The organism is Micromonospora sp. CPCC 205539, from assembly GCF_036906815.1.
Taxonomy (GTDB): domain Bacteria; phylum Actinomycetota; class Actinomycetes; order Mycobacteriales; family Micromonosporaceae; genus Micromonospora.
Genome location: NZ_JBAKHW010000011.1, coordinates 182,713 through 196,683 on the forward strand (window position 1 = coordinate 182,713; position 13,971 = coordinate 196,683).

The window sequence follows — 13,971 nt, forward strand, 5'->3', positions numbered from 1 at the left end:
CGTGGAGCTGGTCAGCCGGAGACCGGAACCTCCCGCTGACGGGGCAGGGCGCTCTCCGCGCCCAGCCCGGCGGTCACGGAGTCGACCAGACGATCCAGGTAGCTGTCGGTGAGCGGGAGGCGGGCGATGGCGAGCCGCCAGTAGAGCGGGCCGACGATGAGGTCGACCGCGGCGTCCGGGTCAGTGTCGGCGGGCAGCTCACCGCGCTGCACGGCGCGGGCGACGAGGCGGCCGGCGATCTCCTGCTGACGGGCTTGCAGGACCTGGCGCAGGGTCTCGTCGATGCTGGGATTGCGGGCGGCCTCGGCCAACAGGTCCGGAATGATCTGGGAGGCCAGCGGGTGGTGCAGCGCGTGCGCCACCACCTGGAACAGCAGCGTGAGGTCGCCGCGCAGGGTGCCGGTGTCCAGCACGGGGAGCTTGCCGTGCGCCGCGGCGGCGACGATGTCCAGCACCAGGTCGAGCTTCGAATTCCACCGACGGTAGATCGCCGTCTTGCTGACGCCGGCCCGGCGGGCCACCGCCTCGATAGAGAGCCGGCCGTAGCCGACGGCGGCGAGCTCCTGCATCAGCGCCCGGCGGATGGCCGTGGTGATCTCACCACGGAGCACCGCCGCGCCGGCCGGAGCGCGCCTCTTTTCGCTGGTCATCGGGGACTCTCTGCACCTGTCACGCGATCCAGCGTAGCGCAACGACGGTACGGTTGCGTCCCGACGTGTTTCGGACTACTGTCCACGCAGCGACGAGGCGGCGCTGCGCGCACAGCTAACACTAAGATTCCATCGTCGCGAACACCCCGTCGGCACGAAAGATCGGAGCGCCATTTCCATGGCCACCACCGCGCTGGTCGACCCCGAAACGGGCCTGACCCAGGCGCAGCTGGCCGCTCGGCACGGACTGCGGGTCGCCGGTGAGCGACCCGCCCTCGTCGAGTACAGCCGCCGACTGTGGGCCTACCGGCATTTCATCGCCGCGTACGCCAATGCCAAGCTCGTCGCCTCGTACAGCAACGCCAAACTCGGTCAGATCTGGCAGGTGCTCACGCCGCTGACCAACGCGGCGGTCTACTACCTGATCTTCGGTCTGGTGCTGGCGCAGAATTCGATCCCGAACTTCATCGCCTACCTCACCACCGGCCTGTTCATCTTCAACTTCACCCAGAGCGCGGTGCTGACCGGCACCCAGGCGATCAGCAGCAACCTGGGGCTGATCCGGGCGCTGCACTTCCCCCGCGCCAGCCTGCCGCTCTCCACGACGGTGACCCAGTTCCAGCAACTGCTGGCCTCGATGGTGGTGCTGATCGGCATCGTGCTGGTCACCGGCGAGCCGATCACCCTCGAGTGGCTGATGCTGATTCCGGCCCTGCTGCTCCAGGCGGTGTTCAACGCCGGCGTGGTGCTCCTGGTGGCCCGGATGGGTGCCAAGGCCAGCGACCTGAAGCAGGTCATGCCGTTCATCATGCGCACCTGGATGTACGGCTCCGGCGTCCTCTACAGCGTCAGCCTCTTCGAGCGGCTGCCGCACTGGGCGACGACGCTGGTCCAGTACAACCCGCTGCTCGTCTACATCGAGCTGGCCCGGTACGCGCTGCTGGAGCAGGCGCCACTGCTCAACGAGTCGGTGACCCAGCTCTGGCTGGTCGCCGTGGGCTGGGCCGTGGTGGCCGGCGTCGGTGGGTTCATCTACTTCTGGCGCGGCGAACAGGAGTACGGCCGTGGTTGAGCAACTGCACGCCGCCAACGAGGCGACCGTCAGCCTGCCCGTGCTGACGGAGGAACGCATCCCCACGGTGGTGCTGGACGACGCGCACGTGATCTACAAGGTGCACAAGGGTGCGGGCGGCGGCAGCAGCCCGGTGGCCTCGCTCCGGCGGATGCTCACCCGCACCTCGGCGCCGAACATCCAGGAGGTGCACGCGGTCAAGGGGGTCAGCTTCACCGCGTACCGCGGCGAGGCGATCGGCCTGATCGGCAGCAACGGCTCCGGCAAGTCGACCATGCTGCGGACCATCGCCGGTCTGCTGCCGGCCACCCGCGGCGCGGTCTACACCCAGGGCCAGCCGTCGCTGCTCGGGGTGAACGCGGCCCTGCTCAACGACCTCTCCGGCGAGCGCAACGTGGTCCTCGGCTGCCTGGCGATGGGCATGTCGCCGGAGGAGGTGGCCCGGCAGACCCCCGAGATCATCGACTTCTCCGGGATCAACGAGCGCGGCGACTTCGCCTCGCTGCCGATGAAGACGTACTCCTCCGGCATGGCCGCCCGACTGCGCTTCGCCATCGCGGCGGCGAAGAAGCACGACGTGCTGCTGATCGACGAGGCGCTCGCCACCGGTGACAAGGGCTTCCGTAAGCGCAGTGAGCAGCGTGTGCGGGAGCTGCGCGAGGGCGCCGGCACGGTGTTCCTCGTCAGCCACCAGCTCGGCTCGATCCGGGACACCTGCGAACGGACGATCTGGCTGGAATCCGGCGTGCTGCGGATGGACGGGCCCACTGACGAGGTCATCCGGGCATACGAGGCCTACGCGAACAGCAAGTAAGGTTCCGGGAAACATACGGCATCGATTCGGACCACCGGACCGCGTCGCCCCGTTGGGGCGGCGCGGTCCGCGCGTTAAGGTTCATTCCGTCGCCGCTCGGGCGGAACCTTCCGTTAACGCATTCCTGAGAGTGAGGATCCGGCAATGACGCAGGACCAGACCACTGGCCCGGACGCCGCAACGGAGACCCCGGCACCGTGGCGGCCCTCGCGGACAGTGGCCGTGGTGCTGGCCGGAGGCACCGGGACCCGGCTGGGTCTCGGCATCCCGAAGCAGCTGCTGAAGATCGCCGGTAAGCCGATCATCGAGCACACCCTGGCGGTCTTCGAGGCGGCACCGGAGATCGACGAGATCATCGTGCTGATGGCGACCGGGCACGTCGAGGACGCCCGGCAGATCGTCGAGAAGGCCGGCTTCCGCAAGGTCACCAAGGTGATCGAGGGCGGCGACACCCGCAACGCGACCACCCGGATCGCCCTGGACGCGGTCGGTCCGGCGGACTGCAACATCCTCTTCCACGACGCGGTGCGCCCGCTGGTCAGCGGTCGGATCGTGCGCGAGTGCGTGAACGCGCTCTGGACCTACGCCGCGGTGGACGTGGCCATCCCGTCCGCCGACACGATCATCCAGGTGGACGAGAACGACTGCATCACCGACATCCCGGTGCGCTCCCGGTTGCGCCGTGGGCAGACCCCGCAGGCGTTCCGCTCCCCCACCATCCGTGCGGCGTACGCGGTCGCCGAGGATGACCCGAACTTCGCCGCCACCGACGACTGCGGCGTGGTGCTGCGCTACCTGCCCGGCACCCCGATCAAGGTGATCGACGGCTCGGACGAGAACATCAAGGTCACGCACCCGGTCGACGTGCACCTGGCGGACAAGCTCTTCCAGCTCGCCGCGGCGCAGGCGCCCCGGCTGACCGACCACCGCAGCTACACCGAGGAGCTGACCGGCCGCACCATCGTGGTGTTCGGCGGCAGCTACGGCATCGGCCACGAGCTGACCGAGCTGGCCCGGCGCTACGGCGCCCAGGTCTTCCCGGTCAGCCGCTCCACCACGGGCACCCACGTGGAGAAGGCCGAGGACGTCGAGGCCGCCCTGAAGGCCGCGTTCGAGGCCACCGGCCGGATCGACCACGTCGTGGTCACCGCCGGGATCCTGGAGAAGGGCGCGCTCGTTGAGATGGACGAGGCGACCATGGACCGGCTGCTCCAGGTCAACTTCGTCGGCCCGGTGACCATCGCCCGGCAGTCCCTGCCGTACCTGCAGCAGACCAAGGGCCAACTGCTGCTCTACACCTCCAGCTCCTACACCCGGGGGCGGGCCCGCTACGCGCTCTACTCGGCCACCAAGGCCGCCCTGGTCAACCTCACCCAGGCGCTGGCCGACGAGTGGGCCGAGGTCGGCGTCCGGGTCAACTGCATCAACCCCGAGCGGACCGCGACGCCGATGCGTACCAAGGCTTTCGGCGAGGAGCCGGAGCACACCCTGCTCGCCGCGGACGCCGTCGCCCAGTCGTCGCTGGACGTGCTGGTGTCCGACCTGACCGGTCAGGTCATCGACGTCCGCCGGGCGCCGGGTGACGCACCCGCGCCGAGCGTGCCGGCGCAGTCCGGGTCGGGTCGGGTCGGATCGCCGGCCGGCGCGGCCTCCGCGAACTGACGCCGACGGCGACGCGACACCGACGACGGCGGCGAACGGAGCGACATGCGTGGTGACCTGGTCCGGAAGCTGGCCGCCCGGTGCCTGAGCGCCGGACTGGCCGTGCTGGCCTTCGTCGTGGTGGCGCTGACCGGCGCCACCGGATGGGGGCTGGCGCTGGCCGTCGCCGCGCTGGCCGCGGCTGCCGCCGAGCGGCGGGTCCGGCCGGGTGCGGACCTCGTCGTGGAGACGGCGCTGGTCGCCGCCGCGGTCCTGGTCGGGTACGCCCGACGGCTGGACGACGGGCTCGACCTGGCGCTGGTCGCCACCGCGCTGGTCCTGCTGGGGCTGGTGCTGCTGGTCGGGCCGCTGCGTACCGCCGGCAACCTGGAGATCCGGGCGGCCAACCTGCCGGTGCGGGCCTGGACGCCGCTCGTCGCCGACCAACTCGGCACCGCCCTGCTCGGGCTGCTCGCGGCGATCGCGCTGACCGCCGCGCTGGTCCTGCCCGCCGCCGTGGCGCTGGCCGCCAGCCTGCTGGTCGCCGCCGGCGCCGGGGCGGTCGCCCTGGACCTGGCCCGGCGGCGGTTCCGGCCGACCGCGGGCGGTGGCGCGGTGGCCCAGGCGCTGCGCCGGCACCAGCCGGAGTTCCTGCTCTACTTCTCCGCGCCGCCCGGCTCGGAGTACCAGGTCACCATGTGGCTGCCGTACCTGAAGCGGATCGGCCGTCCGTTCGTGGTCGTGCTCCGCGAGCCGGAGTTCCTGGCGTCGATCGCCGCGGCCACCGACGCCCCGGTGGTCTACTGCCCGACCCTGCGGACGATGGACGACGTGCTGGTGCCGAGCCTGCGGGCGGCGTTCTACGTCAACCACGGGGCGAAGAACAGCCACTGCATCCGGTTCACCCAGCTCGCCCACGTGCAGTTGCACCACGGTGACAGCGACAAGGCACCGAGCGCCAACCCGGTGTCGGGGATCTTCGACCGGATCTTCGTGGCCGGTCCGGCCGCCATCGACCGGTACGCCCGGGCCGGCGTGCGGATCCCGGCGGAGAAGTTCGTCGTGGTGGGCCGCCCGCAGGTCGAGTCGATCGAGGTGCGCTCGGAGCCGACGCGGGGGCTGGCGCACCCGACCGTGCTCTACACGCCGACCTGGACCGGGCACCACGCCGACGCCGACTACTGCTCGCTGCCGGTGGCCGAGCGGCTGCTGCGGCGACTGCTGGAGCGCGGGGCCACGGTGACCCTGCGCGCCCACCCGTACACCACGCAGAATCCGGCCTCGGCCCGGCAGCTGGGCCGGTTGACCGAGCTGCTGGTCGCCGACCGGGCCCGCACCGGGCGACAGCACGTGGTGGGCGCGGCGGCCCGGGAGCTGACCCTGACCGAGTGCGTCAACCGCTCGGACGCGCTGGTCTCCGACGTGTCCGGCGTCATCTCGGACTACCTCTACTCGGGCAAGCCGTACGCGGTCACCGACATGGGCGACGAGGGTGACCGGTTCGTGGAACGCTTCCCGCTGGCCGGGTCGGGCTACGTGCTGCGCCGGGACATGTCCAACGTGGACGAGGTGCTGACCGCGCTGCTGGACACCGATCCGGTGGCCGAGGCGCGTTGGGCCACCCGCCGCCGCTACCTCGGTGACTTCCCGGCCGAGTCGTACGCCGAAGCGTTCCTGGACGCCGCCCGTCGGGAGCTGGAGCCGACCAGGACCCTGGCCACCTCCGCACCGGTGTAGCGCTCAGCGGTACGGGTCGAGCAGCGCGAGCACGGCCGCCGGGTCCTCCACGTGCGCGTTGTGGCCGAGCCCGGGCAGCGTGGCGACCGGTACGCCGAACTCCTTGAGCTGCGCGTCGGTGACCATCGGATCGAGTTCGCCCCGCGCCAGCACGACGGGCACGTCGGTCGCCGCCAGCAGCGCGGCGAGGTCGGGCTCGCCCACGGCGAACGCGGCCGGGTCCATCGCCAGCCGCCACCGGCCGTCGACCTGACGCAGGCCGGCGTCCACCATCGGGTCGTCCGGCGAGACCAGGCCGGCGAGCCCGGCGACCCGCAGGTAGCGACGAGCCGCCTCGGTGCGGTTGGCGAACCAGCTCACCGGGCGGGCGGCGAGCTCGGCGGCGTGGGTCAGCTCGGCGGGTGACCAGACCGCCTTGATGCCGAGCCCGACCACCGCGTCCACCGGCGTCCCCGCGGCGCGGGCGGCCAGGGCAAGAGCGACCACCCCGCCCAGCGAGTGGCCGAGGACGACGATCCGGTCGTCGGCGGCGAGGCCGTTGGCGACCCGCTGAGCGAACCCGTCGAAGGAGTACGACGACAGCGGGGCCGACCAGCCGTGCCCCGCGAGGTCCGGAACGAGCCACCGCCCGGGCCAGTGCTGCTCGAGCAGCGACGCCCAGGGCAGCCAGACATCCCCGGTCGTCCCCATTCCGTGCAGCAGCAGCAGGACCGGCCGACGGCCAGGGCGGTCACCCGATTCATCTACCACGGCCGCAGTCTCCCACGGTTTCCGCCCCTGGTACGAGAGTCGCCGCCGCCGATGCCGCAGAAAGATCCACCATTGTGGAGTCCAGACGCCGCGGGCGCCGTCCCCTCGTGGGGGACGGCGCCCGCAGCCGTTACGCGCCCAGGTCAGGCGGAGTAACCCCGGCTGGTGATCCAGTTGGCCAGGTCGATGGTGCTGATCCAGTACGCCGGGTCAGCCGCGTTCGCCGAGTCGGCGATCCGCACGGTCCGGCCGCTGTCCTTGTAGCCGACCACGGCGATGTAGTGGCCGCCGCCGTAGGAGTGCCAGTTGCCGTCGGTGTCGGTGGCGTCGCCGACGATGTTGGCCACCACGCCACGGTGGTCGGTGATCGCCGCGACCACGTCGGCCTGGAGGCGGTCGATCTGCGTCCGGCTCGGCGCGGTCGGGAACATCCGGGTCTTGTACGGGGAGCCCTTCACCTCGGCGTTGAGCACCCGGGTGGTGTCCTCGGCCGAGTTGGTGCCCATCTCGGTGGTGCCCAGCTCGGCGCCCAGCTCGTCCTGCGTACGGTCGATGCCGGTGGCGCTGAGCGCGTTACGGGTGGCCGCCGGGCCGCAGTTGTAGTACGTGATCTGCGCCTGGTAGTCGTAGTCGAGCACCTTGGTCGCGGGCGGCTTCGGCGGCTGCGGCTTACGGGTCAGGTCCGGGTTGCTCTTGGCCTTGGCCTTGGCGGCCGGCGACGCGGCGCTGGTGGTCGGGGCCGCAGCGGTCGGCGACGTGCTGGCCGAAGGGGGAATGACGAGCGCGTCGCTGCCGGAGGTGACCGTGCCGCTGCGCATCTCGGCGACCGTGGTCGCGGTGTGCTTGCCGGCGGCGGGCGCGTCGTCGGTGCCGGCGAGCAGGGCGCCGGTCGTGGTCGCGAGCGCGAGGGCCGCGGCAGAGGCGGCGACGATCTGGTACGGACGCTCAGTGGTGAGGCGGCGGAGCTGACGCTTCAGGGTGTGCTTCACGGGATCCTCCACGGTTCAGGGGGAGAGCGGCACACCGGGGCCGAGCCGGTATCCGGGCAGGCGCCAGCGCGCGGACCGTGGTCCGCGGATGGTGAACCGCTCAGGGGTACGCCCGGCGCGGCCGGGCGGGAAGGGTGGTGACCCGGGGGTCAGCTCACCGTCACCGGACGAATGAGCGGGGGTACCACGACGCCGTGGAGGCGGGGGAACAACCGAGGGGTGGTGAGGTGCTGCACGGAAATGGAACTCCTTCCGACACCGCCTACCGGGTTAGCTGACGGATTCGGGCGGGAAGATCGCCCTACCGCGGGCCGTGGCTCGCGGATTCACCCCGGACTTACTGGTGGGTCCCCGGTTCGTAGATCACGATTGAGCGGGTCGGCGCGGCGTCGCCTCTTGCGATCGGTTACCGCACCGGACGAGCCGACACTACTGGCCACTTCACGCCCTGCCAAGCGCGGTTCACCTGCGTAAACCTCAAGGGGCGCGACAATTTCTGCGCGTATTACCACTGACGCGACTCGATGGGACAAGCGGTTACGGCGGCACCTGCGGGCGACAACCGGACAGGTTGTCAACAATGCCGACGAATTCACGGGCACAATCCGGCCGATCGTGCCGCACGCCCGATTCCTGGCCAGTGTGACGGGGCTCACCCACCAAACGGCGAAATCAGCCCACGCGGGCCGGACGCCAGCGCGTCACGACTGCCGGCCGGAACGCCGCGGACACCGTGCGACGGGCCGGAACCGGGTCGGGCCGCAGCCGGGTTGCCGCCGCGTACGCCTCCTCCGCGAGGGCGCGGGCGGCCTCGGCGGCCAGCTCCGCGTCCCGCCAGGCTGTCCGTTCCCGCCCGGCGGCGGCCTGGTAGTCGGCCCGCCGACCGTCCCGGATCGCCCGGTGCAGCTGCACCTCCTGCTCGACCGGGTGCCGACGGGGGTCCCAGCCGTGCCGCTGCCCGAACACGTCGCCGAGCTGGCCCATGGACAGCTCACCGCGCCAGTGCGCCGTCACCGCCGCGTGGTGCAGAAAGCGCTCCCGGGCGGCGTACTCGAAGGGGGTGCGCGGGGTACGTGGGGTGGGTAGCGCGCCAGCACCGGCGACCCGGCGCGCGGCGGTGTCCGCCTCGTCGTACCCGGCCCACGCCGCCTCCACCGCCTCCTGCGCGGCCAGCCAGTCGGCCCGCCGTCGGCGAGCGGTCTGCGCGGCGCCGGCCGCGGCGACGGCCACCTCCTCGGCGTACCTGCTCAGATCGACAGCCTCGGCGGCAGCCAACTCCCGAGCGGTCGGCGCCGGCGGGGGCGGATCGGCCGCCGGCTGGTCCTGATCGTTGCGGGCGACCAGCACGACGAGGACGGTCATCGCCAGCAGGAAAAGGGCCGACCAGATGACGGCGGCCTGCGGCACCTCGATCAGGAACTGGTAGAAGACGGCGGTCTCCATGTCGACACCTCGGGGAATGAGCGATGCGATGGGGAGCCGCACCGGCCGCCCGGGCCCTTGCGCGGGCCACGCGAGCGGTGGGTACGGAGTTGATGGATCGACAGGTGTGGCGGTGGGACGCTCGGGCCGGGGACTCAGCGCCCGGGTGGGGCCCGCGGTGCCCTGCTGGCCGGGCCATCGGCCGGGGGTAGTCGATCCGGGTCAGCCCCGCACCCCGACAGCGGGCCGGCCGAACCGGCGAATACCGCACCCTGGCCGCCGACGGGCACCGGTTGCGGGTCGGCCGACCACGCCGGGCTGGATCCCTCGGCGACGACCGGGGCCACCCGCCCGGCACCACTCACCGAAGCGGGCCGGCACGACGCGGCGAGCGGCCCGGCGGTCACCGCCGTCGGCACGACGACCTGCCCCGCCAGCGGCGCGGCGGTGAACGGCAACGGCGCGGCGGCCGGCGCTGGTGGCGCGACCGCCACCGCAGGGGACGTGCCCGCGCCGAGCGCGAGGGCGGCGACGACGGCGAGGCTGGTCAGCACCCGGCTGGCCCAGCGCGCCACCCACCACAGGGGACAGGTGAGCGCGACCGTAAGCACGTCATCACGCTACCGCCGCCGCCGATCGGGCGCATCGGCGTCGGGCGTGTCGCTTACGCCGCGCCGAGGGCGCTGACCAGGGTGGACGGCGTCAGCGCGAGTCGGCGTACGTCGAACGCTCGTCGATGTGAACCGCCTCGCCGGCCGGGCTGGCCTGACCGGCCTGGCTGGCTTCGCCGACCTGGCTGGCGTTACCGAACTGGTTGGCTTCGCCGACCTGGCTGGCGTTACCGACCTGGCCGGCGTCAGCGGCCTCGCTGGCTTCGGTGCCGCTGGTGCGCTGCCGGGGGACGACGGCCGGGCGGGCCCGGCGGCGCGAGGCAAGCCGGCGCATCATCGGAGTCTCGACGTAGCGGTGCAGCAGCCCGGCGAGGAGCAGGGTCACCAGCAGGAAGCCGAGCACCACCGCCGGGCCGTGCCAGCCGCCGAAGCCGGTCCCCCAGTCGCCGGTCCAGCGCAGCACGGTCGTCATCACCAGCACGTGCACCAGGTAGAAGGCGAAGGACACCTCACCGAGCCAGACCAGCGGCCGGGAACGCCACGGTGACCGGAGGCCCCGCACGTCGGCGTCCGCCGCCGCGGTGATGACCAGCAGGTACACCACCGCGAGCAGAGTGGTCCACAGCTCGGCGCGGATCCAGTGCGCGCCCACCCAGGCGGCCACGAAGATCACGCTGGCGACGGGCAGGTTCGGGCCCCGCCACCGGCCACGGAGCATCAGCTCGGCGGCCACCGCGCCCAGCCAGAACTCCAGCGAGCGCACCGGCGGGAAGACCTGGGTGAACCACCAGCGGCTGGGCTCGGGCACCAGATTCTGGGCGGGCCAGAGGGCGAGGATCAGCAGCGGCAGCGCGATGATCAGCGCCCAGAGCAGCGCCGGCCGGGCCCGACGCAGCAGCGGCAGGGCCAACGGCAGGCAGAGGTAGAAGAAGAACTCACAGGACAGTGACCAGCTGACCGTGTTGATGCTGTAGAACCAGCCCGGCCGGGGGTCCCACGCCTGCAGCAGCAGCAGGTTCTCCAGCGCGACAGCCGGCAGGACCGGGTCGGCGAACCACCAGGCGACCAGCAGCGCGGCCCCCCAGAGCACCAGATGATTGGGGTAGATCTTGGCGACCCGTCGCCGCCAGAAGGTCCGCCGGGACCCGCCGGGGCGGGCCGACCAGACCAGCACGAAGCCGCTGAGGATGAAGAAGAACTGCACCCCGGACAGACCGAGGGTGAAGAACCCGTCGACCACGGCCTTGTAGTCCGGCTCGGCGATGATCCGCATGGTGCCGGCGTGGAAGCCGAAGACCAGCAACGCGGCGATCCAGCGCAACCCGGTCAGCGAGGGCAGCCGGGCCGGGGCGGCGGCCGGAGCGGACGGGGCAGTCGACGCGGCGCCGGCGCTCGTCATGCTGGGGTCCGTACGCTCCGCAGGGTCACCAGCACGTGCGTCTCCTCCTCGGCGCGGCGTCGGACGGCGCGGCGGCGACGCCCACGACGACCCGGGTGGGCCGCACCGAGGCACCCTACCGGGTCACTCCCGGGTGAACCGGACGTGTCCCACGGGTAGCGGACACGCGGTGCGCGCCGGCCGTTAACCCGATCCTGGTCCGCTGTTCAAAAATCCCACCACCGACAGTCACGTGGGATTACGCGTCCGGCCACCCGGATCGTCGAAGGTGGCGACGTGGTCAATCAGCCGACGCGCGCACCGCTGCTGAGCATCGTCGTGCCCGTCTACGGCGTCGAGGCGTACCTGTATCAGTGCCTCGAGTCGATCCGGTCCGACATTCCGGTGGGCGAGGCGGGCGCGGTCGAGTTGGTCGCCGTCGACGACGCCTCCCCGGACGGCTGCGGCGCGATGCTGCGCTCGTACGCCGCCGGCCGCGACGGGGTCCGCGTCGTGCACCTGAGCACCAACGTGGGCCTGGGCCTGGCCCGCAACGCCGGCCTCGAGGTCGCCACCGGCCAGTACGTCTGGTTCGTCGACAGCGACGACTGGCTGCCCCCGGGCACCATCGCGGCCGTCCTGGACCGGCTGCGCCAGCACCAGCCCGACCTGCTCATGCTGGATCACCTGCGGGTGCACGAGGACGGCCGGCGGGAGGTCGACGCGAGCAGTCACCTGCTGCGCGGGATACCCGGTGTCGCCCGCCTCGCGGACCAGCCGCAACTGCTGCGCGTACAGCACACGGCGTGGAACAAGGTCGTTCGTCGGGCGTTCTTGGACGAGCTGGAGCTGCGGTTCTTCCCCGGCTGGTACGAGGACATCCCGTTCAGCCACCCGCTGCTGATCGGCGCGGAGAAGATCTCGGTGCTGGACCGGGTCTGTTACCTGTACCGGCAGGGCCGGCAGGGCGCGATCACCTCCACCCGGAGCGGCCGGCACTTCGACGCGTTCGACCAGTACGAGCGGCTGATGGAGTGGGTCCGCCGGCACCACCCGGACGAGCGCCTCCAGGCCGAGCTGTTCGAGCTGATGATCAGCCACTATCTGGTGGTGGTCGGCAACGACGACCGGCTGCACCCGCACCTGCGGCGGGCCTTCTTCCAGCGGGTCGCCGAGCAGTACCGCCGCTACCTGCCCAGCGATGGCTACCCGCTGCCGCCGGGCGTCGCCGGGCTCAAGCACCGGCTGGTGGGGCGCGGCGACTACCTCGCGTACTCGGCCCTGCGCCAGGCCCACCGTGTCGCGGGCCGGCTGCGGCGCCCGGGGGCCGGGGGGGCCTCCGAGGACGGCGGCCGCGCGGACGCGGGCGACGGGGACGCCGATCGAGGGGTCGACACCGCCACCGCGACGTGGACCGACATCGGGCTCACCATCGTCGACGCACCGGACCCGGTGCACCACCCCGAGGCGCTGGTCGGGCGGCACGCGCCGTGACCGCGCCCACCACACCGCACGCCGGGAGCCGGGTCGGCTCCCGGCGGCCTGGTTTTCCAGGTCGTTCATCATTCGGGTGGACGACGACAGCACCACCGCACTCCGGTGCGGACGTACCTGAGCAGAGGTCGGAATGACGGCGACAATCAAGATCGGACCGCACGCGGTCGGTGCCGGGGAGCGACCCTTCGTGGTCGCCGAGATGTCCGGCAACCACAACGGTGACCTGGACCGGGCGCTGGCCATCGTCGACGCGGTGGCCGAGAGCGGGGCGCACGCGCTCAAGCTCCAGACGTACCGGCCGGACACGATCACGATCGACGTCGACACCCCGGCGTTCCGCATCTCCAGTGGGCACGAGCTGTGGGGCAGGGAGAACCTGTACCGGCTCTACGAGCGGGCGCACACCCCGTACGAGTGGCACGCGCCGATCTTCGAGCGGGCCCGCGAGCGGGGCCTGACCGTCTTCTCGTCGCCGTTCGACGCGACCGCCGTGGAGCTGCTGGAGTCGCTGGACGCACCCGCGTACAAGATCGCTTCGTCGGAATTGGTGGACCTGCCGCTGATCCGCCTGGTGGCCAGCACCGGCAAGCCGATGGTGATCTCCACGGGGATGGCGACGGTGGCCGAGATCGACGCCGCGGTACGGACCGCCCGGGACGGCGGCGCGGCGGGCATCGTGCTGCTGGCCTGCACGGCGTCCTACCCGGCACCTCCGGCCGACAGCAACCTGCGCCGGCTGCCGGTGCTGGCCGGTGCGTTCGACGTGCCGGTGGGGCTCTCCGACCACACGCCCGGCATCGGCGTGGCGGTCGCCTCGGTGGCGCTCGGCGCCTGCTTCATCGAGAAGCACGTGACGCTGGACCGGGCCGACGGCGGCGTGGACTCCGACTTCTCCCTCAACCCGGCCGAGTTGACGGCCCTGGTCGCCGAGTCCGGCCGGGCGTACGCGGCGCTGGGCGGCACCGCGATCGGCCCGACCCCGGCCGAGCAGGAGGGGCTGCGCTTCCGCCGTTCGCTCTTCGTGGTCCAGGACGTGCGGGCCGGCGACCCGGTCACCGCACAGAACGTCCGGTCCATCCGGCCGGCGGGCGGGCTGGCCCCCGTGGAGATCGACCGGGTGCTCGGTCGGACCTTCGCCGCCGACGTCCCGCGCGGCACGCCGCTGAGCTGGGACCTGATCTAACGAGCGCGAAGTCGGGGCGCAGGGGCGCGGGGCGCACCCCTGCGCCCCGCCCCACCCCGCCACCCCGCCCCGCCCCGCCCCGCCGCCCCGCCTCCCCCGGCGATCTTGCAGTTACTGCCCCGACCAAAGGCGCGAAAGCCGCAGTTCGGGGTCCGAAAGTGCATGATCGCGGGGGTGGGGGGCGGGGGCATGATCGCGGGGGTGGGGGGTGGGGGCGGGGGTGGGGG

12 protein-coding genes and 1 riboswitch are annotated in these 13,971 nt (G+C 72.2%); of the genes, 6 read left to right on the forward strand and 6 right to left on the reverse strand.

The features are described from left to right. Window positions 1-11: 11 nt before the first annotated feature. Window positions 12-650, reverse strand: a complete 639-nt coding sequence (locus V6V47_RS12675; RefSeq protein ID WP_334628352.1) for a TetR/AcrR family transcriptional regulator — start codon at window positions 648-650, stop codon at window positions 12-14. A 178-nt stretch (window positions 651-828) separates the two neighbouring features. Between V6V47_RS12675 and V6V47_RS12680 the strand changes: the two genes are divergently transcribed. From V6V47_RS12680 to V6V47_RS12695, 4 genes are all read left to right on the forward strand, one after another. After that, window positions 829-1,722 (forward strand): ABC transporter permease, encoded by an 894-nt coding sequence (locus V6V47_RS12680; protein ID WP_334628353.1) that lies wholly within the window; start codon window positions 829-831, stop codon window positions 1,720-1,722. Between the two features lie 4 nt (window positions 1,723-1,726). Next, window positions 1,727-2,536, forward strand: a complete 810-nt coding sequence (locus V6V47_RS12685) for an ABC transporter ATP-binding protein (RefSeq protein ID WP_442934226.1) — start codon at window positions 1,727-1,729, stop codon at window positions 2,534-2,536. Window positions 2,537-2,680: 144 nt separating this feature from the next. Continuing rightward, window positions 2,681-4,198 carry a bifunctional cytidylyltransferase/SDR family oxidoreductase gene (locus tag V6V47_RS12690; protein ID WP_334628355.1) on the forward strand — a complete coding sequence of 506 codons (1,518 nt, stop codon included), beginning with the start codon at window positions 2,681-2,683 and terminating at the stop codon, window positions 4,196-4,198. Window positions 4,199-4,243: 45 nt separating this feature from the next. Continuing rightward, window positions 4,244-5,914 (forward strand): CDP-glycerol glycerophosphotransferase family protein, encoded by a 1,671-nt coding sequence (locus tag V6V47_RS12695; protein WP_334628356.1) that lies wholly within the window; start codon window positions 4,244-4,246, stop codon window positions 5,912-5,914. 3 nt (window positions 5,915-5,917) lie between these two features. On the opposite strand, the gene V6V47_RS12700 is transcribed toward V6V47_RS12695, so the two are convergent. The 5 genes from V6V47_RS12700 to V6V47_RS12720 form a co-directional block, all read right to left on the reverse strand. Then, the gene (locus tag V6V47_RS12700; protein WP_334628357.1) at window positions 5,918-6,664 is read right to left on the reverse strand and encodes an alpha/beta fold hydrolase; all 747 of its coding nucleotides are present in this window, start codon (window positions 6,662-6,664) and stop codon (window positions 5,918-5,920) included. Window positions 6,665-6,807: 143 nt separating this feature from the next. Then, window positions 6,808-7,665 carry a C39 family peptidase gene (locus tag V6V47_RS12705; RefSeq protein ID WP_334628358.1) on the reverse strand — a complete coding sequence of 286 codons (858 nt, stop codon included), beginning with the start codon at window positions 7,663-7,665 and terminating at the stop codon, window positions 6,808-6,810. Between the two features lie 232 nt (window positions 7,666-7,897). Beyond that, window positions 7,898-8,039: riboswitch (cyclic di-AMP (ydaO/yuaA leader) on the reverse strand. A 286-nt stretch (window positions 8,040-8,325) separates the two neighbouring features. Further along, a complete protein-coding gene (locus V6V47_RS12710; RefSeq protein WP_334628359.1) occupies window positions 8,326-9,096 on the reverse strand; it encodes a hypothetical protein in 771 nt (256 codons plus the stop codon). Between the two features lie 134 nt (window positions 9,097-9,230). Further along, the gene (locus V6V47_RS12715) at window positions 9,231-9,686 is read right to left on the reverse strand and encodes a hypothetical protein (RefSeq protein ID WP_334628360.1); all 456 of its coding nucleotides are present in this window, start codon (window positions 9,684-9,686) and stop codon (window positions 9,231-9,233) included. A gap of 91 nt (window positions 9,687-9,777) precedes the next feature. Then, entirely contained in the window at window positions 9,778-11,085 is a 1,308-nt protein-coding gene (locus tag V6V47_RS12720) for an acyltransferase family protein (protein WP_334628361.1), read from the reverse strand. 276 nt (window positions 11,086-11,361) lie between these two features. On the opposite strand from V6V47_RS12720, the gene V6V47_RS12725 reads away from it, so the two are divergent. Together V6V47_RS12725 and pseI are read left to right on the forward strand one after the other, a co-directional pair. Then, a complete protein-coding gene (locus tag V6V47_RS12725; protein ID WP_334628362.1) occupies window positions 11,362-12,558 on the forward strand; it encodes a glycosyltransferase family 2 protein in 1,197 nt (398 codons plus the stop codon). 133 nt (window positions 12,559-12,691) lie between these two features. Beyond that, entirely contained in the window at window positions 12,692-13,744 is a 1,053-nt protein-coding gene (pseI, locus tag V6V47_RS12730) for a pseudaminic acid synthase (RefSeq protein WP_334628363.1), read from the forward strand. The last annotated feature ends 227 nt before the right edge of the window (window positions 13,745-13,971 follow it).

Bases quoted from the DNA above. Each gene is read 5' to 3' on its own strand.
- V6V47_RS12680 (WP_334628353.1), top strand. From the start codon at position 829: ATGGCCACCACCGCGCTGGTCGACCCCGAAACGGGCCTGACCCAGGCG.
- V6V47_RS12710 (WP_334628359.1), bottom strand. From the start codon at position 9,096: ATGGAGACCGCCGTCTTCTACCAGTTCCTGATCGAGGTGCCGCAGGCC.
- V6V47_RS12695 (WP_334628356.1), top strand. From the start codon at position 4,244: ATGCGTGGTGACCTGGTCCGGAAGCTGGCCGCCCGGTGCCTGAGCGCC.
- V6V47_RS12675 (WP_334628352.1), bottom strand. From the start codon at position 650: ATGACCAGCGAAAAGAGGCGCGCTCCGGCCGGCGCGGCGGTGCTCCGT.
- pseI (WP_334628363.1), top strand. From the start codon at position 12,692: ATGACGGCGACAATCAAGATCGGACCGCACGCGGTCGGTGCCGGGGAG.
- V6V47_RS12720 (WP_334628361.1), bottom strand. From the start codon at position 11,085: ATGACGAGCGCCGGCGCCGCGTCGACTGCCCCGTCCGCTCCGGCCGCC.
- V6V47_RS12690 (WP_334628355.1), top strand. From the start codon at position 2,681: ATGACGCAGGACCAGACCACTGGCCCGGACGCCGCAACGGAGACCCCG.